The 21942-nt window shown below is 67.8% G+C and carries 17 protein-coding genes; all 17 read right to left on the bottom strand.

Going from position 1 to position 21942, the window contains the following annotated elements; genetic code table 11:
• Window positions 1–27: 27 nt before the first annotated feature.
• Window positions 28–1473, bottom strand: coding sequence for a cardiolipin synthase (gene cls / locus KV106_RS00160; protein WP_261205597.1), 1446 nt, complete (start codon window positions 1471–1473; stop codon window positions 28–30).
• Window positions 1474–1584: 111 nt separating this feature from the next.
• Complete coding sequence (clpA, locus tag KV106_RS00155) at window positions 1585–3906, bottom strand: ATP-dependent Clp protease ATP-binding subunit ClpA (protein ID WP_261205596.1); 2322 nt, start codon at window positions 3904–3906, stop codon at window positions 1585–1587.
• A 68-nt stretch (window positions 3907–3974) separates the two neighbouring features.
• Window positions 3975–4334 (bottom strand): ATP-dependent Clp protease adapter ClpS, encoded by a 360-nt coding sequence (clpS, locus tag KV106_RS00150; RefSeq protein WP_057594846.1) that lies wholly within the window; start codon window positions 4332–4334, stop codon window positions 3975–3977.
• Window positions 4335–4468: 134 nt separating this feature from the next.
• The gene (locus KV106_RS00145) at window positions 4469–4837 is read right to left on the bottom strand and encodes a hypothetical protein (protein ID WP_261205594.1); all 369 of its coding nucleotides are present in this window, start codon (window positions 4835–4837) and stop codon (window positions 4469–4471) included.
• Window positions 4819–5829: a type VI secretion system protein TssA gene (locus KV106_RS00140; protein ID WP_261205593.1), complete on the bottom strand. Its 1011-nt coding sequence runs from the start codon at window positions 5827–5829 to the stop codon at window positions 4819–4821. The genes KV106_RS00145 and KV106_RS00140 overlap by 19 nt, the downstream gene beginning before the upstream one ends.
• Window positions 5826–6914, bottom strand: coding sequence for a type VI secretion system baseplate subunit TssG (gene tssG, locus KV106_RS00135; RefSeq protein ID WP_057594830.1), 1089 nt, complete (start codon window positions 6912–6914; stop codon window positions 5826–5828). The genes KV106_RS00140 and tssG overlap by 4 nt, the downstream gene beginning before the upstream one ends.
• On the bottom strand, window positions 6911–7588 hold the full coding sequence (locus KV106_RS00130; RefSeq protein WP_261205592.1) for a TagK domain-containing protein: 678 nt from the start codon (window positions 7586–7588) through the stop codon (window positions 6911–6913). The genes tssG and KV106_RS00130 overlap by 4 nt, the downstream gene beginning before the upstream one ends.
• Entirely contained in the window at window positions 7585–8376 is a 792-nt protein-coding gene (locus KV106_RS00125; protein WP_057594832.1) for a TagF domain-containing protein, read from the bottom strand. Before KV106_RS00125 ends, KV106_RS00130 begins: the two co-directional genes overlap by 4 nt.
• A gap of 4 nt (window positions 8377–8380) precedes the next feature.
• Window positions 8381–12403: a type VI secretion system membrane subunit TssM gene (gene tssM / locus KV106_RS00120; RefSeq protein ID WP_261205591.1), complete on the bottom strand. Its 4023-nt coding sequence runs from the start codon at window positions 12401–12403 to the stop codon at window positions 8381–8383.
• Between the two features lie 20 nt (window positions 12404–12423).
• Window positions 12424–13770 carry a type VI secretion system protein TssL, long form gene (gene tssL, locus KV106_RS00115; protein WP_261205590.1) on the bottom strand — a complete coding sequence of 449 codons (1347 nt, stop codon included), beginning with the start codon at window positions 13768–13770 and terminating at the stop codon, window positions 12424–12426.
• 35 nt (window positions 13771–13805) lie between these two features.
• A complete protein-coding gene (locus KV106_RS00110) occupies window positions 13806–14462 on the bottom strand; it encodes a hypothetical protein (RefSeq protein ID WP_261205588.1) in 657 nt (218 codons plus the stop codon).
• Between the two features lie 52 nt (window positions 14463–14514).
• Window positions 14515–15870, bottom strand: a complete 1356-nt coding sequence (tssK, locus tag KV106_RS00105) for a type VI secretion system baseplate subunit TssK (RefSeq protein ID WP_261205586.1) — start codon at window positions 15868–15870, stop codon at window positions 14515–14517.
• 29 nt (window positions 15871–15899) lie between these two features.
• Complete coding sequence (gene tssJ, locus KV106_RS00100) at window positions 15900–16406, bottom strand: type VI secretion system lipoprotein TssJ (protein WP_261205585.1); 507 nt, start codon at window positions 16404–16406, stop codon at window positions 15900–15902.
• Between the two features lie 50 nt (window positions 16407–16456).
• On the bottom strand, window positions 16457–16942 hold the full coding sequence (locus tag KV106_RS00095; protein ID WP_261205584.1) for an Hcp family type VI secretion system effector: 486 nt from the start codon (window positions 16940–16942) through the stop codon (window positions 16457–16459).
• Window positions 16943–17022: 80 nt separating this feature from the next.
• A complete protein-coding gene (tssC, locus tag KV106_RS00090) occupies window positions 17023–18525 on the bottom strand; it encodes a type VI secretion system contractile sheath large subunit (protein ID WP_261205583.1) in 1503 nt (500 codons plus the stop codon).
• A 28-nt stretch (window positions 18526–18553) separates the two neighbouring features.
• Window positions 18554–19090 (bottom strand): type VI secretion system contractile sheath small subunit, encoded by a 537-nt coding sequence (gene tssB / locus KV106_RS00085; protein ID WP_057594839.1) that lies wholly within the window; start codon window positions 19088–19090, stop codon window positions 18554–18556.
• Window positions 19091–19180: 90 nt separating this feature from the next.
• The gene (tssH, locus tag KV106_RS00080; RefSeq protein WP_261205582.1) at window positions 19181–21658 is read right to left on the bottom strand and encodes a type VI secretion system ATPase TssH; all 2478 of its coding nucleotides are present in this window, start codon (window positions 21656–21658) and stop codon (window positions 19181–19183) included.
• Window positions 21659–21942 lie beyond the last annotated feature (284 nt).

The following is a 21942-nucleotide window of genomic DNA, read 5'->3' as shown; positions in this document are numbered from 1 at the left end:
AGCGGATACCGGGTGCGGCGCCCGGCCTCAGAGCAGCGGCGACGACAGCCGCGCGATCGAGTCGCCGAGCCGTTGCCAGAAGGGCTGCGGCCGATGCGCGCGCACCGCGGCCGAGCTGTGCAGATCGGTCTCGAACTGCGCCGCCAGCGGCCGGGTCAGCGCCGGACCATAGACCACCGCGCAGACCTCGAAGTTGAGGCGGAAGCTGCGGTTGTCGAAATTCGCGGTGCCGATCATCGCGCAGTCCTCGTCGACCACCAGCGTCTTGGAGTGCAGCATGCGCGCCTTGTACTCCCACACCTTCACGCCCGCGGCGATCAGCTCGTCGAAGTAGGAGCGCGCGGCGGCGCTCACGATGGCCGAGTCGCTGCGCCGCGGCACCAGCAGCCGCACGTCGACACCGCGCAGCGCGGCGCTGGTGAGCGCCATCAGCGCGGGCTCGCCGGGCACGAAGTACGGCGTGGTGAGCCAGGCGCGATGGTTGGCGTTGTGGATCGCCTCGACGTGCATGCGGTGGATGGCCTCGAGCGTGTTGTCGGGCCCGCTGGTGACGATCTGCACCGGGATCTCGCCGGCCTCCACCTTGGGCAGCATCGCATCAAGCCCGTCGCCGAAGCTGTGCAGGTCCTCGCCGGTGGCATAGGTCCAGTCCTCCATGAAGGTGGTCTGCAGCCAGCGCACCGCGCTGCCTTCCACGCGCAGGTGCACGTCGTGGTAGGCGTCGGGACGCGTGCGCTTGTCCTCCTCGTCGGTGATGTTCACGCCACCGGTGAAGCCCACGCGGCCGTCGCACACCACGATCTTGCGGTGGGTGCGGTAGTTGGTCACGGGACGCAGGCGGCGGCCGATCTTGGTGTCGTGGAACAGCGCCACCTGCACGCCCGCGGCCAGCATCGGCGCCATGAACTTGCGGCCGATGCGCTTGGAGCCCAGCGCGTCGATCAGCAGGCGCACCTTCACGCCCTCGCCCGCGCGCGCCACCAGCAGGTCGCGCAGCGCGGTGCCGATGGTGTCGGGCTCGAAGATGTAGTACTCGAGATGCACATGGTCGCGTGCCGCGCGCACCGCCTCGAAGATCGCGTCGAAGGTGCGTGCCCCGCCCGAGAGCAGCTCGACGCCGGTGGCGCTCGATACCGGGATGCCGCAGGTCGCGGTGCCCAGCCGCGCCATCTGCTGCAGCGCCGGCGGCGCATGCTCGGCCGCGTCGCGCAACCGCGCGAGGTCGGCCTGCGCGTTGGCGTTCGCGCGGGTACGCAGGCGCTTGAGCCGCTGCTTGCGCAGGCGCTGCGGCCCGAGGAAGTAATAGATGACGAATCCCGCGAACGGCAGCAGCGCCAGCGACAGGATCCAGCTCATCGTCGACACCGGTGCGCGCTTCTGCATCACGATCCAGACCGACAGCACGGCGATGTAGCCGCTCCATGCCAGGGAGAGGCCGGTTTTCCATTCGGGACTGAGTTCGGGGAGGATCAAGGCGAGGGGCGGACCGATAAAAAGAAAAAGGCCGGCAGCGCGATGCTACCGGCCTTTGGAGGCGGTTCCGCGGCCTCGCCGGCCACGGAATGCCCAGTTCCTTCGCTTGCCTTAACCGGTCGCGGCCTCTTCCGCTTCGGGCTTCGACTTGCCTTCCTTCTTCGGCAGCGGCTGGATATCGAGCAGCACCTCGTCCTTTTCGTCGAGGTCGACTTCCAGGCGCCCGCCTTCGGTCAGGCGGCCGAACAGCAGTTCGTCGGCCAGTGCACGACGGATCGTGTCCTGGATCAGGCGCTGCATCGGCCGTGCGCCCATCAGCGGATCGAAGCCCTTCTTCGCCAGGTGCTTGCGCAGCTTGTCGGTGAAGGTGACCTCGACCTTCTTCTCGGCCAGCTGCGTTTCGAGCTGCAGCAGGAACTTGTCGACCACGCGCAGGATGATCTGCTCGTCGAGTGCCTTGAAGTTGACGATGGCATCCAGCCGGTTGCGGAACTCGGGCGAGAACAGGCGCTTGATGTCGCCCATCTCGTCGCCGGCCTGCCGCGGGTTGGTGAAGCCGATGGTCGCCTTGTTCATGGTCTCGGCACCCGCGTTCGTCGTCATGATGATGATGACGTTGCGGAAGTCGGCCTTGCGCCCGTTGTTGTCGGTCAGCGTGCCATGGTCCATGACCTGCAGCAGCACGTTGAAGATGTCCGGATGCGCCTTCTCGATCTCGTCGAGCAGCAGCACCGCGTGCGGCTTCTTCGTGACGGCTTCGGTCAGCAGGCCGCCCTGGTCGAAACCGACGTAGCCCGGAGGCGCGCCGATCAGGCGGCTCACCGCATGACGCTCCATGTACTCCGACATGTCGAAGCGGATCAGCTCGATGCCCATGATGTAGGCGAGCTGCTTGGCCGCTTCGGTCTTGCCGACGCCCGTGGGACCCGAGAACAGGAACGAGCCGATCGGCTTGTCGCCCTTGCCCAGGCCCGAGCGCGCCATCTTGACGGCCGAGGCCAGCACCTCGAGCGCCTTGTCCTGGCCGAACACCACGCTCTTGAGGTCACGCTCGATCGTCTGCAGCTTGCTGCGGTCGTCGTTGCTGACGTTGGCCGGGGGAATGCGCGCGATCTTCGCGACGATTTCCTCGACCTCGGTCTTGCTGATGGTCTTCTTGCGCTTGCTCGCCGGCAGGATGCGCTGGGCCGCGCCCGCTTCGTCGATGACGTCGATCGCCTTGTCGGGCAGGTGACGGTCATTGATGTACTTGGCGCTCAGCTCGGCCGCGGCCTGCAATGCGGCCACCGCGTACTTCACGCCATGGTGCTCCTCGAAGCGCGACTTCAGACCCTTGAGGATGTCGACGGTTTCCTGCACCGAGGGCTCGACCACGTCGACCTTCTGGAAACGACGCGACAGGGCCGCATCCTTCTCGAAGATGCCGCGGTATTCGGTGAAGGTGGTCGCACCGATGCACTTGAGCTGGCCGCTCGAGAGCGCCGGCTTCAGCAGGTTCGACGCATCGAGCGTGCCGCCCGAGGCCGCGCCGGCACCGATCAGGGTGTGGATCTCGTCGATGAACAAGATCGCGTTCGGCTTGTCCTTGAGCGACTTGAGCACGCCCTTCAAGCGCTGCTCGAAGTCGCCGCGGTACTTGGTGCCCGCGAGCAGCGCGCCCATGTCGAGCGAGAACACGTTCGACTCGGCCAGGATCTCGGGCACGTCGCCCTGCGTGATGCGCCATGCCAGGCCTTCGGCGATCGCGGTCTTGCCCACGCCGGCCTCGCCGACCAGCAGCGGGTTGTTCTTGCGCCGGCGGCACAGGATCTGGATCACGCGCTCGACCTCGTACTCGCGGCCGATCAGCGGATCGATCTTGCCGTCCTTGGCCATCTGGTTGAGGTTCTGCGTGAACTGTTCGAGCGGCGAGGCCTTCTCGTTCTTCTCGCCGCCGCCTTCTTCGTTCTCGTTCGAGGAGGCTTCGCTGTTGCCCTTGACGGCTTCCGGCGGATCGCTCTTCTTGATGCCGTGGGCGATGAAGTTCACCACGTCGAGGCGGGTCACGCCCTGCTGGTGCAGGTAGTAGACCGCGTGCGAATCCTTCTCGCCGAAGATCGCGACCAGCACGTTGGCGCCAGTGACTTCCTTCTTGCCGTTGCCGGTGGACTGCACGTGCATGATGGCGCGCTGGATCACGCGCTGGAAGCCCAGCGTGGGCTGGGTGTCCACATCGTCGGTACCCGCCACCTGGGGCGTGTTGTCCTTGATGAAGTTGGTGAGCGACGCCCGCAGGTCATCGACGTTGGCCGAGCAGGCGCGCAGAACTTCCGCGGCGCTCGGGTTGTCCAGCAAAGCGAGCAGCAAATGCTCCACGGTGATGAACTCGTGGCGCTGTTGCCGGGCCTCGACGAAGGCCATGTGCAAGCTGACTTCCAGTTCCTGGGCAATCATGTGATTTCCTTTTTGCCTTGCTGTAAATAAGTTCTCAGATGGGTTGGAGCTTGCCTAAATCAACAGGTTCATTCCACGGGTTCGCTGACACATTGCAAAGGGTGCCCCGCCTGCTTGGCGGCTTCCATCACCTGGTTGACCTTGGTGGCCGCCATGTCGCGGGAATAGACCCCACAGACGCCGCGGCCATCGAGGTGGATCTTGAGCATGATCTGGGTGGCGCTTTCGCGGTCCTTGCTGAAGTACTCCTGCAAGACGACGACCACGAACTCCATGGGCGTGTAGTCGTCGTTGAGCATGACCACCTGGTACATCTGGGGTGGCGCCGTTTTCTGCGGACGCCGCTCGAGGACGACCGAATCTCCGTCGTCTCGCGCCGGCTTGCGCACCGGTGGAGCGGGAGGGGTCGAAGGAATTCTCGTTGCCATGAAAAAGATTCTATAGAGCGTGCAAGCGCCGTGCCGGCTCGGGAAAAGCTGGTGGCGAGAATTCGACAAATCAAGAGGCTTGCGCCTCATCCGCCGCCAAAAATCCTTTTCAACGGATTTTGACGATGTCGCGCTCAGATATTCCGCAGATCAGGCTTTCGGGGACCCGGCAATTTGCGCCTTTGGGCACGTTCGGCGGCCGGCAGTTCCGCCGGAAGCGCGTCGATTTCCTCGTCGCTGAGGTCGAGCAGCCGACGTTCCGGTAGTTCCGGCGGCGGTACGGGCGGTGTGGCCTCGGCCGGCCGCGGAATCCGGGAAACCCGGGCTGCCGGGCGTTCGGCCACGGGTACATCGGGCCGGGCGGGTTGCCGCGAGACCCGTGGCGCCTTGCGCCCCGTTCGCAGGAACAGCCATGCCGACAGTCCGCCGCCGAGCCAGCCAATGGCGAGGATGCCCGCGAGCAGCCATGCCGGCGGGAGCGGGTTCACTTCGCGGCGCCCCATTTCTGCAGCAGTTCCTGTGGAATCGCACCGACCACCTCCGCGAAGGGCCTTCCGACCAGGCTCTCAGCCTGGCGCAGCAGCAGCACGACCGGGGTGCTCGGCTCATGGACCTCGAACCAGGCCCGCACGGCCCGGATGGCGTTCAGCGCGTCGTCCCGCGAGGTGGGCCGCTGATGCGCGGCCGCGTCGGCGAGAGGCGCGACCGTCACCGACGAGGTACGCCGGCCAGGAGCTTCATGGGCAGCGACGTCATTGGAGAGGTGAAAGGGGCTCAGCAGCCGTTGCAGCGGATGCGGTTCGGGCGCCTCGCCAGCGAGTTGTGCCCTGCTCCACCGCACGATGCGCTGAACCGAGCACGCTGCGCTCGCCAGGCGATTCAGCGGCGCCCCCGGATCCGAGCCCGACACGCGCCGCAGTTCGGACAGTTGCCTTCCCACGGAATCCCGCAACGATGCCCCGCCCGCCGCATGCAGCGCCCGATCGACATCGCGCACGGTCAGGCGCGCGGCCGAACCGGCATGCACGACGATCTCGCGGACGTCTCCGACCAGGCCGTCCGGATCGGCCAGGGCTGCCAGGGCGTTCGCGCGCACCGTCGGATCGTCCTCGCCCTCGATCACGCGCTGCGGATGCACGGCGTCCGGCCAACGGGCGAGGACCGCGGCCAGCACCGCGAGCCCCTGCGCCAACCCCGTGGCGCCCGCCAGCCGCGTGCGCGCCCGGCACAGCCAGACCAGCAGATGGATGTCGCGCGTGCGCGCCAGCAGGCGCACGCAGTCCCGCTCGACGTCACCCCAGTTCGGCGCCTCCGCAAGCCCGATGAAATCGCCGTATTGCGCTTCGGCCCGCGGCAGCATGCGCGAACGCAGCACCGCATGGTCCGGGTCGTACTCGAGGCTGGGGCCGCAGGGCGCCGTGGGACTGACCGGCGACAGCCACTGGGCTCCCCAGTCGTCGACGAGGTCGCCGGAAACCGCGGGCCACGGATTCATGGCGACTCCGCGGTGCCCATGTACCGCTCGGGCTCGAACACCATGCCGACCGTGTAATCCCCGCAGGCTGCCTCGTCCCCGCCCAGCCAGGTCGACCACCCCAGCCGGCGCAGCGCCTCGAGGCGCGCGGGCGGCCTGCTGTCGCGACGGATCCGCAGTTCGACATCCCAGGCGAATTCATGGCCGACAAAGGCGCGGACCCACTCGACCAGCAGCGGCAGGTCGCAGCCCTGCGGGGTCAGGCGCAGATAGCGCTCGAGCGTCAGCGGGCCGAGCACCAGCCGGAACCGGCCCTGCCGGTCGGCAACCACCTCGCCCGCCACGGCGCCCGCGCCCATCACGCTCGGGGCGCTGGCGCTTCCCAGCCGGCTGCGCTCCTCGGGCGCGATGCAGATCCAATACGGCATGAACTCCCGCAGCCGAACCGGGATGGCGAAGAAATGCGCCAGCGTGCCCGCCAGGCCATCGGGATGGCGCGTCTCCCGACCCAGGTGCGGGGCCGCGGCCAGCCGTGCGTGCGACGGCAGCACCGAATCGAGGATCTCGGCCGGATCGTGACCGGTCAGGCGCGCGATATAGCGGCTGAAACGCTCGTCCCCGCGGCGATCCAGCCCCTCGGTCGACTGGCTCTGCGCCCAGGCCCGGTAGATGTGCGTGAGGTAGCGGTGATGGAACAGATCGAGAAAGTCCGCGAGGGTGCTGTCGCCCGCGTTCTCCATGCGGTCGCGCACGATCTCGGTGAAATGCAATGGCAGCGGTCCGTTCGATCCGAGCATGCCCAGCCCGTACAGCCGGATCAGCGGCCGCGACGGGTCGTTGCCACCTCGGTGCGCGGCGGATTGCGACGGCATCGCGATCTCGGCGATTTCGCGCGGCGCGAAGGCCAGGGCCGCAGCCTGCCCCAGGCGAAAGGCTTCCTGCCGCGGGCGCGCCGCCAACCCGATCGACGGCTGGTCGGGCCTGGCGGCGGCAAGCCGGCGCAGCAACGCGAAGAAGCCGAACCTCCAGGGCGCATGGCTGGCCGCGTCGAGCATCTCGGCCATCTGCCGCGCCACAGCGCCGGCGCCGGGGAGTTCCTCGTTCATGCCGTGGAATCCCCGTGGCCACCCGCGCGTGCGCCGATGCGGACCGGGCTGTCGGTCGCCATGTCGTGGTGCTCGCGCCGCGTCAGCCCGGGCAGCGCCCCGCCGGCATGTCCAACGAGCTCGGGAGCGAATGCCGAGAGCACTTCCGCGGGCTGCCCGGGTGCCAGCAGATCGGGACCATCCAGCCGGTCGAAGCCTTCGATCACCCGATCGATGCTGTCGCGGGCACGAAAAATGTCCAGGGGCGAGGAAAAGCGGGCGCCCTGTGCATTCAACTGTGCCCATGTCGGCGCGGCGCTCCCGCCCGGCTCCGCGAGGCACTGCGAGCCGGCCCGGCCAGCCAGCGCGCCGGGATCGCGGACCACGCGCACGAACTCTTCGTGCCACTGCTCGAACAGCGCGCAGCGCCCCCTCGCCCCGTCGATGGAGGAATCCCGGTCGTCACGCACCGACAGCGACCGGGAAGGCCGCGGCAGCGGGGGGCCTTCGTGCAGCAACGAGGTCACGACATCCGCGCGCCGACGGTGCCGCGCGCCCGCGATGTCGAGCAGGCCGAAGGGGTCTGCCTCTGCTTCGCGATGCGGAAAGTGCTCGCGCGGCGGCAAATCCCACGGCTCGGGGGCCGACGCGGCTTCGAACGCACCGCGACCTGTTACGGCCAAAGACCGCCTCATGGCAGCACGCCCCAGGTGGCCTGCAACCGATGGCTCGCATCGACGAAACGTCCCTCGGCGTCCTGTTGCCAGAAAGCGCTGCCGGCATGCGCGCTCCAGGTCCGGTCCGGCCAGTCGGACCAGGGCAGGAAGCGAACGCCACGCACATGCGCGACAGGATCGATCGCCGGCCTCGGTGCCGTCCATCGATCGATCACGGCCTGCATCCGATGGCCTGAGGGGTCGTCGCGGCCACTGGCATTCGCGAAGGCGGGGCCCGGCGGCAGGCCTGGCGTGCCGCCAGCGCGCGACTGCTCGTCCCACAGCGCCCGGACCGCGATCGCCAGCGTCCGGATGTTCGCCGGCGAGGCCGCCGCCAGATGGCGCCCAAGCATCCGGGCCAGCCAGAACTGCCAGTCTCGCGGCTGCGCTGCATGGTTTTCGAAGTGGCGCCGGATCCAGCTCGGCCTTGCCGCCTGATAGACGACCAGCGGATGGCGGTGTCCGAGGCTGTCGCCCGAGGTCGCGATGACACCGAGAACGCATTGCCGCCGGGCGAACGGCAAGGTTCCGGGCGGCAACACGAAGGCCACCGGCAACCCCGGCCGCCGCTCCGCGCCCGACAGGGACTGCCCGGCCTTGTCCCCCGCGGACAAGGTGCATCGGCGCGCTTCTTGCGCGAGCCAGGCCCGCCAGGCCTCGATCTCTCCCTGTCCCGTTCCGAAGCGGACAAAGTCCGCATGACCGGACAACTTGCCCCAGATGGCGGGCGGTGTCACCTGCCACGACGCGATCAGTTCGCCGAACATCGGATCACCCCATGCGCCCGGGGCAGCGAAACCCCTTGAGCAGATCGCTGTTGAACGGATGCGGCTGACTGCCGGAACCGATGTCGAGCAGCGCGCGCCGTCCGTCGAACTGGAATTCGACGCTCGTGCGTCCCGGGGTCGCCGTGCTCACGAGACGGCCCTTGTCCAGCAGTCGCAACAGCGCCCAGGGCCCGCTGGCGCCCACGGTCGAGGTCGGCCCCGACACCCGCGGATTCGCGCTCAGTTCCGCCATCGATCCACCGCGCGGACCGGGCCAGTGGATGGAAAGCGCCTGCACCGGCCCATGGACATAGCGCTGGCCTTGCCCATCGATGTCGATGCCGAGGTCGGTGATGCTGGGCTCGAGCTCGAGTACCTTCAGCTCCAGCTTCCACCCGAGCTTCCTGCCATCTGCCTCGCGAAAGAAGAGATCGCGGATCTGCCGTGCCCGGTCGAAGGCCTCGAGGTTCGGACCGCCGAGCGCGAGCAGCTTGAGCAGCTCTCCCGCCAGCGTGGGCCCGGTGGTCCCCGTTGCGGCCACGGGTGCCGCCGGGCCCGCAGGGACCTCGAGACTCGCAAAGCTCCCCGGATCCTTGTAGCGCCAGGGACGCACGCTGGTATCGACAAGGGCCGCCAAGTGCTTTGCGAAGAACTCGTCGGCCGCCCCTCCCACGGCGAACATCAGCGTGAAGTCCTCGATGGAGGCATCCTGCACGGTCGCCGCCAGCGGGTAGCGGCCTTCCACGCCACGCCGGCAAGGCTCGCCGACCTGCTGCGCCATCAACCTCATGAGACGATCGAACTGGAGCTGCGCCTGGCCACGCAGGATTGTGGTCGCTCCCTGCACCACCTTGCTGCCGCCGCTCGTGGCCAGCGCGGTCAACACTTCGCGAAAAGGCGCCGGCAGCTTCCCGGCTTCGAGCAGCAGGCGCGCACCGACCTCGGCACCACCGGGCGGCAGGCTTTGGGCGCTCAAGGCCGTGTCGGCCACCACCAGCAGCGTGTAGAACTCGTTGATCAGGCCGGTGACGGCTTCGAGCCCCGGCTTCGCGGTACCCGCCGTGCCACCCGGTAGCGCGCCCACGTCGGGCTGCCCGGTGATCAGTTCGCGCAGCGCGGCAAAACGGTCGTCCACGATCTGCCGTTCCATCCGCTCCTCGGCGCGAATGCCGAGGCGACGCCCCATCGCTTCGGTCTGCCGGCTCATCTGTTCGGCAGCCTTGTCGAGCAATCCCCTGGTCTCTTGCGCCGGAACCATCAACGGGCGCGACAAGGTGGTTTCGCGTGCGGCGGCGCGCGCGAGCCGACTCAGCGGCGAGTCGAGGGCAGCAAGCTGCCGCAGCACACCGAGGTCGAAGCCCAGGTTCGTGGCGGCTGCGTCGCTGCCGCCGACCGGGCGCACCGAAGCAAGAAAGTGCTCCCAGTGCTTGGCGTACTCCTCGAGGTAGCGGCGCCGGATGTCGGCCAGCCGCGGGTCGCCCTGTGCATCGCGCGCCGAGCCTTCGATCGAGGAAGCGGCCCCTCGCCCCATGACCCAGCCATCGTCATCGAACGCACGCGCGGCGAACTCCGGCAGGCGCTTGTCGAAGACCTCGTGATAGCCGTCGTAGGTGAAAAGGCCCGGCACGCCTTGATCGAGCGGCAACCCGCCGTCGCGCGAGAAGACGGCTCCGGCCTGCGGCCCGACCGCTCGAATCAGCGTGAAGGCTTGCGGCGCCTCCGCTTCCATCGCCGCCTTCGCGCGCTCGTAGATCCGCTGGGTCGACGCCTGCGTGCCGAGAAAATCCTGCGCCGCGCGCACCAGCGCCGCATCGGGCAGTGCATCCACTTCAAGCGCGCGTTCCCCCGAAAAGAGCGCTACCGCATGCTCGACCACCGCGGCCCGGCCGCCGAATGCGGTGGCGCCGCCGGACAGCTCCCAGTCCCCGAGCACCCAGTCGCGCACCTCGGCCGCGCCGCCCTTCATGTAGCGCGACCGGTCGAACAACAGCTTGTAGGCGCGCAAGGCGTCGTAGGCCGCCTTCGCATCGCCCTCCTTCATGCGCTGCGACAACACGGCCTCCATGCGCCGCACGATGGCGGGCAGCAAGGTGCGGTTCTGCAGGCGGGCATAGGTCTCGCCGGCCGCCGCCAGCACGCCTGGTGCGGCATAGAGCCCGTAGAGATAGGCACCGCCCGGGTCGTCGAGATCCAGCCCGGGTTGACTGGGCAGTTCGTGCGCGGCGTTCAATGCATCGGGAACGTCGGTGGTCCTGAGGCCTTCGAACAACGAGCGCACCTGCAGCGACAGTGCATTCGTTCGCTGGCTCGCCGCCTCGAGATAACGCTGGTTGTTGCCGAAACTCAGCGCCAACGCACCGGCCAGCCAGACGAACAGCACGATCACCAGCGTGTGCCCCAGGATTCGCATGAGCCTGAAACGGAACTCCCAGCGCAGGTTCGGGCGCACCAGGTGCGCTTCGGGAATGATCACCCGGGCCAGCACTCCCTGGATGAAGAAGCCTTGCTGGCCACGCGCAGCCTCCGGGTCGGCGTGTTCTTGCGACGCGCAGGCCGAAGGCACGTCGCGGGTTTCCGCGAGCCGCCGGCGCATCCGTTGCAGCAGCGTCGCGCCATCCGCCGGCAATTCGGCGCCCGCTTGCGCGCCGCTCGTGAAATAGACGCCGCGAAGCGCCTCGCGGTTCTGCGTGTCGTCGAACCGGGACAAGAGGAAGACCTGCTCCAGCAAAGGCAGCAATCGCGACGACAGTCCCGCCAGCTCGCGCGGCAGCGCGAAGAGGCGGCGTCGGCGCTCGACGTCGAACTCCTCGTTCAAACGGGCATGAAGGCCGGCCTCGATCCGCTGCTGGAGCAGCTCGAACTCGGCACGAACCCGTGGGTGCAAGCCCTCCCCCTCCGGTGCCGGGCTGCCGCGGGAATCGAGGCGCCCCTTCAGCGCGAGCGGCAAGGTGAAACCCCAGGGCTGGGCGCGGCTGTCGCTCGTGAGCGAATGGAAGTACTCGCGGAAGCCGCGCAACCGGTCGATCTGGGTCACGATCACATAGACCGGAAAGCGGATGCCCAGCACTTGGCGAAGCTCGGCCAGTCGATCGCGCACCAGTGCCGCATGCTCGGATCGTTCGGCATCGCCCTGGGCGAGCAGCTCGGCCACGCTCAGCACGACGATCACGCCGTTGATCGGCGCGCGCACGCGATGCGAGCGAAGCAGGCCAAGAAAGCCGCGCCACTCGGCGGGATCGCAGGCGGCATGGCCGCGCTGGGTGGTGTAGCGGCCCGCGGTGTCGATGAACACCGCCTCGTTCGCGATCCACCAATCGCAGTGCAACGTTTCGGCCGGAGCATCGGACAGCATCGTCCGGCTCTCAAGCCCCCATTGGCGCGTCAGCGGAAACTGGAGCCCCGAATGGCGCAGAACTGTCGTCTTGCCGACGCCGGGGCTCCCGAGGACCATGTACCACGGCAGTTCGTACAGGTGACGCTTGCCATCCAGCATCCGGTGCAGGCGGCCGAAGCCGCGCATTTTCCGCAGTGCCGCCACGGCCGCCTGAATCCCGGCGGCCACGCGCCTGAGTTCTTCCTTCGCGGCCTCGTGTTCCTGGGGCAACGCCTTGCGAAACAGGAACCTGGCGAGCAGGTCGTCGTTGCTGCGCAAGGCCTGCCAGAGGCGGAAGCAGCCGTAGAGGGCGTAGAGCGACAGGACCGCGACCAGGAGCGCGATGCGCGTTCCAATCGGCGCGAGCGGCCTGGCCTCCCCGATCGCCAGGGTCGGTCCCGCATGCCATATGAGAAGGCACAGTGCCCCGACGCCGACGAGGCTGTAAGGGCCCGAGGCCAGCCAGAGGATGCCGAGCAGCAGCAACAGCACGATCAGCGCGAGCCGCACTTCGCGCGAAGCCATGGGGCGCACGCCGCTCAGGGCCAGCAGGTCGCCCGTGAACCAGATGATGCAGGCGGCCAACACGACGGCCAGCAGCGCCAGGAATGGCCGCGACACCATGAATGCGCCCGCTTGTTTGAGGTATGGCATGGATCCGGCGACCTTTCTCTTCAGCGATGAAGCAGCGGCGGGCTTTCGCTCCGCGCGGGCGCGGGCCCCCGGGCGTGCGGATCGATGCCCGTGTCCTGGGACACAACGATGTCGACACGCCGGTTGCGGGCACGGCCCTGCGCCGTGGCGTTGTCGTCGAGCGGAGCGGCGTCGCCTTGCCCGATGCTTCGGATGCGCGCGGCCTCGACGCCCTTGTCCCGCAGCAAGGCAGCCACGGCCGCGGCGCGCTTTTCGCTCAGCACCTGGTTGTCGGGAAACTCGCGCGTGCGTATCGGCCGGTTGTCGGTGTGCCCGACGACCTGCACGGTGCCGGATACCTGCCTGATCTCGCCAGCGACCTTGTCCAGCACCGGAAGGATTCGCGCACCGAGACTCGCGCGGCCGGGCACGAACATCTCGTCGCCCCGAAAGCTGACGGTGCTGCGGTGCGCGTTCTCGTCGACGTTCACGCTGCCGCGCGCGATCTCGGACGACAGCAGTTCCTTCAGCCGCGGCGGCCGGGCCACCGAAGCCATCGGCGGGTTCGGCGGTCGCATCCGCCCGATGGCGGCCAGCCGCTGCGTCAGGTCCCCGCTCATCGCCGAGAGCTGGTATCTGTACCAGCCGAACAGGCCTGACAGGACGAACGCGGCCACGAGGCTCGTGATCCATACCGGCACGCTGCGCGCCAGCCGAAGCCGTCCCGCCGGCCCCCCTTTCCAGTGCGGCGAGAGTTCGTGCGGCACCTGGGGACGGACTGTCGCGAGCAGTTCGAACAAGCGGTGACGCACGGCTTCGAGTTGCCGGCTTCCGTGGTCGGCGGTGCTGTAGCGGCCCTCGAAACCGAGGCCGAGGACCTGGTACATCAGTTCGAGCAGATCGGCATGCTGCTCGGGATCGGTGGCCAGCCGACCGATCAGCAGGAAGAACTTGTCGCCGCCCTTGGTGTCGCCATGGAAACGCGCCGCCAACTGGAGGCCGGCCCAGACACCCGCCTCGCCCGCCTGCCCGCCTCCCCACGCGGTGCTGTTCGCGGCCTCGTCGATCGCGGTGCACAACGCGTAGCTCGCGGCCAGCGCATGTTCATGGCGAATCCTCGCGGCGGCGCAGATGGACTGGAAGGCCGCGACTTCGCGCTCGAGCAATCCGTGCCACACCTCGACCTCCTCCTCGCCAAGGGACCGCGGCAGATCCGCCAGCGCACGCAGCAGCGGCTGGGCCGCTTCGAGCAACGGATTCCTTGCCGCCGCGATGGCCGCCAGGCGCTCGCGCACCGAACCGCCCTCGTCGAGCGACGCACTCGCGACGCCGGCATGGAAGTCATCGGCAACGAATGCCGGATCGCTCTTTTCTTCGGGGTAGTGCATGGTGCGTGGCAGGCAAGCAGGTGCGAAAGCGATGCTCAGGCCTCGCATTCGGAACCGTCGTCGACGATCCGCTCGAAGCGGCTGTTGCGGATATGGCAGGTCTTCATGCGTGCGTCCGTCATGCGCCAGACGCCGGTGCCCTGCGTGTTCTCGATCACGACGGTGGCCGCCAATGGCACGCCGCGGTCTCGCTGTCGGCCGATCGTGAAACTCATGTGCTCGAAGCTGCAACCCTCGATCGCGAGCCGCGTGCCGGCCACGAGAACGGCCCCACGGCCCGTGCAGCGGCGAAAAGTCGTTTCACCGGTGCTGCCGATGCCTTCGCGCGCATGCGAGACCGTGTCGCCGCCCGCGAAGACACACTCCTCGAAGACCACGCCGAAACTGGCGTCTCTGCCACCGAGAATCGCAGTGCCGGAGGTCCTGCAGCGAACGAAGCGCACGTCGTCCATCACGCCGAAGTCATGGCTCGGGGCGATGAACCGGCAATCCATGAATCGGCAGCCGGACATGGCGTCGAGCCGCACGTTGCCCTCGCCCGCGAAATCGCAGTCGACAAAACGCAGGTTGTGCCAGGCCACGCCCGCGAAGAAACCCGCGGTCAGGTCGGCGCCGGCGATGGTCATGGCCGCGCGGCCACCGTCGAGCAGACGGGCGTGCTCCCTGGCGAGCTGGGCAATCGGCGTACTCATGCCCAGCCCTCCGGATCGAACGAGGCGCACGCTTCGCAACGCAAGGCTTGCATCATTTCTCCCGCACTCCCCAGAGTTCCATGCGCAACCCTGGAAATTCCGCCGCCACGTGCAGCGCCAGCCCCCCGTGGCGAACCATGTGCTCCCAGAGGGCACCGTGCGGGTCGAGCTGGAAATAGACGAAGCCGGCGTTGAACGGGATCTGCCGCGGTGGAACCGGCAGGACCTGGAGCGGAATGCCTGGCAGATGCGAGCGGATCAGTTCGGGCAGCCGATCGCTGGGCCCGGCCTTGCAGCAGGCGACGAACTGGCTGGCCAGTTGATCGGGCGGCAGGTGCGCCGCCACGGCGAAGACCAGGCTCTGATAGCCCTGGAGCTCCGCGGGCTCGACGCTCGCGACGTGCACGCCGTGGGCCCGCTCCGCCAGCGCGATGGACTGGGCGCTGCGCACCAGCACATCGTTGAGCAGCGACTGCACTTCGGCGACCAGCCCCTTGAACGACAGGTAGGGGTCCACATGCCGGTATCCGCCATGGGCCGGAGGCCGGCGATGGCCGGCGCGCCCGAAGGTGGCCAGTTCGCCGCCGAATGCGCGCAGCGCCATGAACAACTGCTGCGGCGAGGTGTCCCTGACCTGCAGCCAGTGCTCCAGCAAGGGCTCGTAGCGGTTGAGGGTCTGCAGCAGCAGGAAGTCCGAGACCTCGGCGGTCGCGCCGGACTTGCCGTCGCCGCCGGTCAACCTCGCGGCGAGCGCATCGGCGCGCAGGCGGCACAGCCCGTGCAGGTGCGTGATCCAGTCGCTCAGCAACGTACTCGCGCCATAGCTCGACACCGGCGGAATCAGGCGGTGGTCGAGCGCGATGCTGCCGTCGGATCGCAGCACGCTGACCCTGGCCAGCGGCAGGCCGATCCAGGCGTCCGACAGTTCTCGCTCGGGCAGCAGGCGCAGACGCAGGCGCGAGAGCTGCACCGTCTTCGGTCCCTGACCGATGGAGTTGGCGTCACGCAACTCGGTGTCGAATACACCGAAACGCGCGAGCGAGCCCATCGATGCAGCAGGGTCGTCGAAGGTGGTCTCCTCGCCGTCGGGCGTGCGGATGGGCACCGCCAGATGAATGACCTGGTCGACATGCTCCGCAAGCACCGTGAGCGGTGCGGGAGCAAGGGCCTGGCCGGGCACGTCGAACGGCGTGCCATCCTGGAACACGCCGGCGGCGCCCGCCAGCACCAGCTTGCCGAGCGACAGCGACTCGGCATCGATCGCATACCTGTGAAAGCCCCAGTAGAACGGATCGAGCGCGACCGACCGCTTGTGCGCCAGGTGCTCGAGGTAGCGCTCCTGCTGCTGGAACAGCTGTGGGCGCAGGAAGAGTCCCTCGCTCCAGACGACCTTGTTGTACCAGCTCATGGTTCGGCGCCCGTTTGCATGGCCGCTGCTCAGTCGGCCGAAATGAGCCGGATGCCGCGCGCCTGCAGCCGGACCTCGAGCTTGAGCTTGTGGGCCGGCAGCACGGCGCGGTACCAGGCGATCTCGGGCGCGGCCTCCACCTGCTGCACGGCGCGCCAATCGGAGAGCCCCAGGTCCCGATAGCCGGCCAGCACGCCGATGGCGCCCAGGTCGGGATGGGATTTGCGACGGATCGCACGCGTTTCGCCGGGTCGCAGGATGAACTCCTCGCGCACGAGCATGTCGGCGCCTATCAGTGCCTTGTCGTTGCCATGCAGCGTGAAGTAGTCGGCCGCCTCGAAGGCCGCGCTGGACTTCAGTTCGTAGAGGCGAACGAGGATCGGCGCCGGTCGGCCCTTGTCGTCCGGATTGACCTCCGCCTCGGCCATGACGGCGAGCTCCAGGCGGATCTGTTCCTTGGGCGACGGGAACTGGGCCATCGCCGGCCGCGCCATCAGCGGCACGACGAGCAGCGCATCGCGTCGGTTGAGGCGCATCGGACAAGCCGGGAATGAGGCAGCGGGAACGCGCATGTCGGGACCTCCGCTCAGGACTCCTTGTTGCCCTTGATGTCGTACCCCGCGGTCACGGCACCCGCGCTGCCGCCCTGCGCGTTCTGCACGGCGTACTCCTGCCTGATCTTCGAGAACGAAAGCCGCACGCGCTCCTTGATGCGCAGTTCGTCCGAGTTCGCGCCGAACGTGTGGACCGCGGTGACGATCACGTCGGTGAAGGTGTACTTGAGGTACTCGAGCGGGCTGCCGCCGGCCTTGCGCACGGTCAGTCTGGCTTCCTGGACGTGCTTGCCGGTCAGGCAGTACTTCATGAGGTTGGGACTGGCGCGGTCGATGTGGTGGTCGAACTCCAGGTCTTCCACCGTGGCCTTGCCGGCGCCGCCGCCCGAACCGGCATGCATGAACGACTCCTGGAACGCCTTCCAGTTGAAGGCGAGCACCTCGATCTCGTTCTTGTGTTCGGCATCCAGGGACTCGCCCTCGATGCCGTCGATCTTCAAAAAAATGTCTTGAGACATGCGAACTCCCTGTTCTGTCGTTGTCGGCTTCCGAAACATGCATGGACCGCGGGTCGCGGCTTGAAGGGAACAAGTGCCGCTCAGGCCTCTTCCCTGAGCGAGGGCAGCCTGGCCACGAGCCGCAGCGAGACCGTCAGCCCCTCGAGCTGGAAGTGCGGACGCAGGAAGAACTTGGCGCCGTAGTAGCCTGGATTGCCCTCGAGTTCCTCGACCACGACCTCGGCGGCGGCGAGCGGCCGTCGCGCCTTGGTCTCCTGCGAGGAGTTCGCGGGGTCGGCATCGACGTAGTTCATGATCCAGCCGTTGAGCCAACGCTGCATGTCGTCGCGCTCCTTGAAGCTGCCGATCTTGTCGCGCACGATGCACTTGAGGTAGTGCGCGAACCGAGTGCTGGCGAAGAGATACGGCAGGCGCGCCGCCAGGTGGGCGTTGGCGGTGGCGTCGGGGTCCATGTACTCCTGCGGCCGCTGGATCGATTGCGCGCCGATGAAGGCAGCGCTGTCGGAGTTCTTCCTGTGCACGAGCGGTATCAGGCCCGCCCTGGCGAGTTCGGCCTCGCGCCGGTCGGAGATCGCGATCTCGGTCGGACACTTCATGTCGAAGCCGCCATCATCGGTCGGAAAGGTGTGGCACGGCAGGTTTTTCACCACGCCACCCGACTCCACGCCGCGGATCATCGTGCACCAGCCATGGCGCTTGAAGCTGCGATTGATGTTCACCGCCATCGCATACGAGGCGTTGCTCCAGACGTAGTTGCGATGGTCGGCGCCCTCGGTTTCCTCCTCGAAATCGAAGGCGTCCACGGGGTTGGTCTTGGCACCGTAGGGAAGCCGGGCCAGGAACCGCGGCATGGCGAGGCCGACGTAGCGCGAATCCTCGGTGCCGCGCAGCGAGTTCCACGGCGCGTGCTCGAGGTTCGATGTGATCCGCGCGAGATCCCTGGGATTCGCGAGCTCCTGCCAGGACTCCATGCCGAGCAGCGAAGGCGCCGAGCCGGCGATGAACGGGGCATGCGAGGCGGCCGCCACCTTGGCGATCGCCGCGAGCAGTTCGACGTCGGCGGGCGTGTGGTCGAAGTAGTAGTCGGCCACCAGGCAGCCGTAGGGCTCGCCACCGAGCTGCCCGTATTCCTCTTCGTAGATGCGCTTGAAGACCGGGCTCTGGTCCCACGCCATGCCGCGGTGGCGGCGCAGCGTGCGGCGGACCTCGTCCTTCGAGACGTCCATGAACCGGATCTTGAGCTTCTCGTCGGTCTCGGTGTTGCTGACGAGGTGGCTCATGCCCCGCCAGGCCGACTCGACCTGCTGGAATTCCTCCTTGTGCAGCACGAGATTGATCTGCGCCGACAGCTTGCGGTCGATCTCGGCAATGATGGCCTGGATGCTGGTGTAGGCATCGTCGGTCATGGTCGCGGCGTTGAACAGGGCCTGTTCGGCCAGGGTGCGCACGGCCGCTTCGACCGCGCCGCGGGCTTCTTCCGTCTTGGGCCGGAATTCCCGGTCGAGCAGCTCGGCGAAGTCCGGGACTTCGGCGTAGCGCCCGGGTGCGGGCTCGGCAAGAACGATGGCGTCGCTGGATGACATGGGCGTCTCCTGGGAGCGGTTCGGCCGCTCAGGCGCAGGCCACGATGCCGGGATCGCATCCGAGTTCGGACGCCGGCCTGGCCGATGACGCCAGGGACCTCAGGAGCGCGGGATCCTGCAGAAGCCGGTTCATCAGGTCTTCGGCACCCGCCTTGCCGTCCATGTAGGTCTGCAGGTTGGCGAGCTGGCTGCGTGCCTCGAGCAGGCGCGCGAGCGGTTCGACTTTCTGGGCGATGGCTGCCGGCGAGAAGTCCTCCATGCTTTCGAACGTGATGTCGACCATGAGTTGCCCTTCGCCCGTCAGCGTGTTGGGGACGGCGAATGCGACGCGCGGAGCGATCGCCTTCATGCGCTCGTCGAAGTTGTCGACATCGATATCGAGGAATTTCCGCTCCGCGACCGGTGGCAGCGGCTCGGCCGGCTTGCCCGAGAGATCGGCGAGCACGCCCATGACGAACGGCAATTCGATCTTTTTCTCGGACCCGTAGACCTCCACGTCGTATTCGATCTGCACACGCGGCGCCCGGTTTCGAGCGATGAACTTCTGGCTGCTGTTGTCGATCATGAAAACCCTCCTGAAAAGACAGTGAATGACGAACCTGCGCGGAACAGGCCCCCGAACGAAAACGATGCCCGGTTGTGCGGGTTGGCCACCTCAGGCGTACTCGATGTGACAGGCGATGCGCTTCTCGGCGGCCTCCGCCGCACCCTGCGCAAGCGTTTCCACGCCATGGCTGCGAAGGCCCACATGCATGCGGGTGATCTCGCGCCTGCTCCGCAGCGCGTCGAGCCAATGCCCCGACAACACGGGCAACAGCTGTTGGTCCATGAACGCGGCAAGCTGCCGGGCGCCGGTGTCGCGGACCGGGCACCGCCCGATGACATGGGCGATGAGATCGTCCGCGTAGCTCAGGTCGATCCCGTGCTGCTCGCCCATCCGGTCCGCGATGCGCCGCAGATGCAGCGCGGCAATCCCCGCCATGACCGGCGTCGACAGCGGCAGGTACGGCACCACCGTCACGCGGCCGAGAAAGGCCGCGGAAAAGACCCGGCGCAGCGGCGCTGCCAAGCCTGAACACAAGGCCTCGACCGAAGGCATCGATGCCGCGTCTCGGCAGGCATGCTCGACGAACGCCGAGCCGGCGTTGCTGGTGAGCAGGATCGTGGTGTGGCGAAAGTCGATGCGCTGCCCCTCGCCATCCTCCATCCATCCCTTGTCGAACACCTGGTAGAAGACCTCGTGCACGTCGGGATGGGCCTTCTCGATCTCGTCCAGCAGCACGACGCAGTAGGGCCGGCGGCGCACGGCTTCGGTGAGCACGCCGCCCTCGCCATAGCCGACATAGCCCGGTGGCGCGCCGCGCAGCGTCGCCACGCTGTGCGGCTCCTGGAACTCGCTCATGTTCAAGGTGACGAGGTTCTGCTCGCCGCCATGCATCGCCTCGGCCAATGCGAGCGCGGTTTCGGTCTTGCCGACACCCGAAGGCCCGGCCAGCAGGAACACGCCCGCGGGCTTGCAGGGATCCGTGAGACATGCGCGCGCCGTCTGGATGCGCCGGGCGATGAGTTCGAGGGCCCCCGTCTGGCCGAGCACGCGCTGCTCGAGCGTGCGTTGAAGCTCCAGCACGACCGCGGCCTCGTCGGTGAGCAATCGGCCCGCTGGTATGCCGGTCCACTCGGCGGCGATCTTCGCGACGACCGCCTCGTCCACCTGGAGGAAGACCTGCGGCGTGCCTTGCTGGAGACCTCGAAGCTCTTCCTCGAGCGCCGACGCGTCGAGGTGCGGAAGATGGTCCGGCTCATCCTCCCCCTCCTTTTCTTCTTCAGCCCTCAGCGCCTGGATCTGCCGGACCAGCGCCCTCTCCCCCCTCCACTTGATCTTCTGTGCCCTGAGCTCGTCGCGGATCTTTTCGAGCGATTCCCGCGCCGCGAGCATCCGCGCCAGCCGGGTCTCGCAGCCGTGGGCAATCCGGGTCTCGTCACGCAGCAGAGCGACCTCCGCCGCGAGCGACGCGATCCGTTGCCGCAGGCCGATGACAGCCGGCGGCGGCACGTGCAGCGACATGGCGACGCGTGCGCAGGCGGTGTCGAGCAGGCTGACGGCCTTGTCGGGCAACTGCCGCGCGGGCAGGTAGCGCTGCGACAACACGACGGCGGCACGCACCGCTTCGTCGAGCACGGTCACGCCGTGGTGCGCGGCAAATGTCGATGCGAGTCCTCGCACCATGTCGATGGCGGCGGAGGCCGGCGGCTCCATGACCTGCTGCACCTGGAAGCGGCGCGCGAGCGCGGGATCCTTCTCGATGTGCCGCTTGTATTCGCGCCAGGCGGTCGCGCCGATCACGCGCAGCGCGCCGCGCGCGAGCACCGGCTTGAGAAGATTGGCCGCATCCGCCGCCGCGCCCTGGCCACCAGCGCCGACCAGCATGTGCACCTCGTCGATGAACAGGATCACCGGCTGCGTCGATTGCGCGGCTTCCTGCAGCAGCGACTTGAGCCTGGACTCGAATTCGCCACGCAGGCCGGCGCCGGACAGCAGCGCGCCGACGTCGAGGCTCAGCAATCGTGCGTTGCGCAGCTTCGGCGGGACCTCGGCCCTGGCGATCGCGAGTGCCAGCCCCTCGACGACTGCGGTCTTGCCCACGCCGGCCTCGCCGGTGAGCAGGGGGTTGTTCTGGCGCCGGCGCAGCAGGATGTCGACCATGGCGCCGATCTCCTGGCCGCGGCCGATGACGGGATCGATCCGCTCGGCGCGCGCACTCTCGGTGAGATCGGTGCAGTAGGTGACCAACGCTGCGCCGGACGGCGTGGCCAGTTCCATCGCACGACCCGCTTCGCGCGGCGGCGCCGGCATCGTGCTCGATCCATCGTAAGGCCCCTCCGCATCCTCGGGAGAGCCTGTCACGAGCGCAAGCAGCTCGTCGGGCCGCCGTTCGGCCGCCAGGGCGCGAAACGCGGGTGCAATCTCGAACAGCACGCGCCGAAGGTCCGGGCTCCGCAGCAGCGCGCTCATCAATTGCTCGCCGCGGATGCAAGGATTGCCGCGCAATCTCGCGAACGATGTCGCCGATTCGATCGCACGAAACAGCGTGAGGTCGAGCTTTCCGAACAGGGCCCGGCGAGACCGCGTCATGGCCGTTCGCCCTCGTACGTGGGCCTCGTGCACGCCTGCGCGAAACGACGCGCGGCATGTGCGCATGGTGGCATCGATCGCTGCTTTTTTCTCTCCCTCATCGTGCGCTCCCGTGATCCTCGATGAGCGCGATTCTGTGGAGGGGGTAGCGTGTTTTTTCGTCCCCAGTTTCTAGCAATAGTTAAATGCGCACGGGCATAACTTCAACCGTGATCTTTGCCCCCAACGAGTCTTTCCAGAGCGTCAAAAGAGACGCGTGCACCAAAGAAAAAGCCCTCGAGGTT

This window comes from Variovorax endophyticus, assembly GCF_025376855.1.
Classification (GTDB): domain Bacteria; phylum Pseudomonadota; class Gammaproteobacteria; order Burkholderiales; family Burkholderiaceae_C; genus Variovorax.
This window is presented reverse-complemented; position numbering and strand designations above follow the sequence as displayed.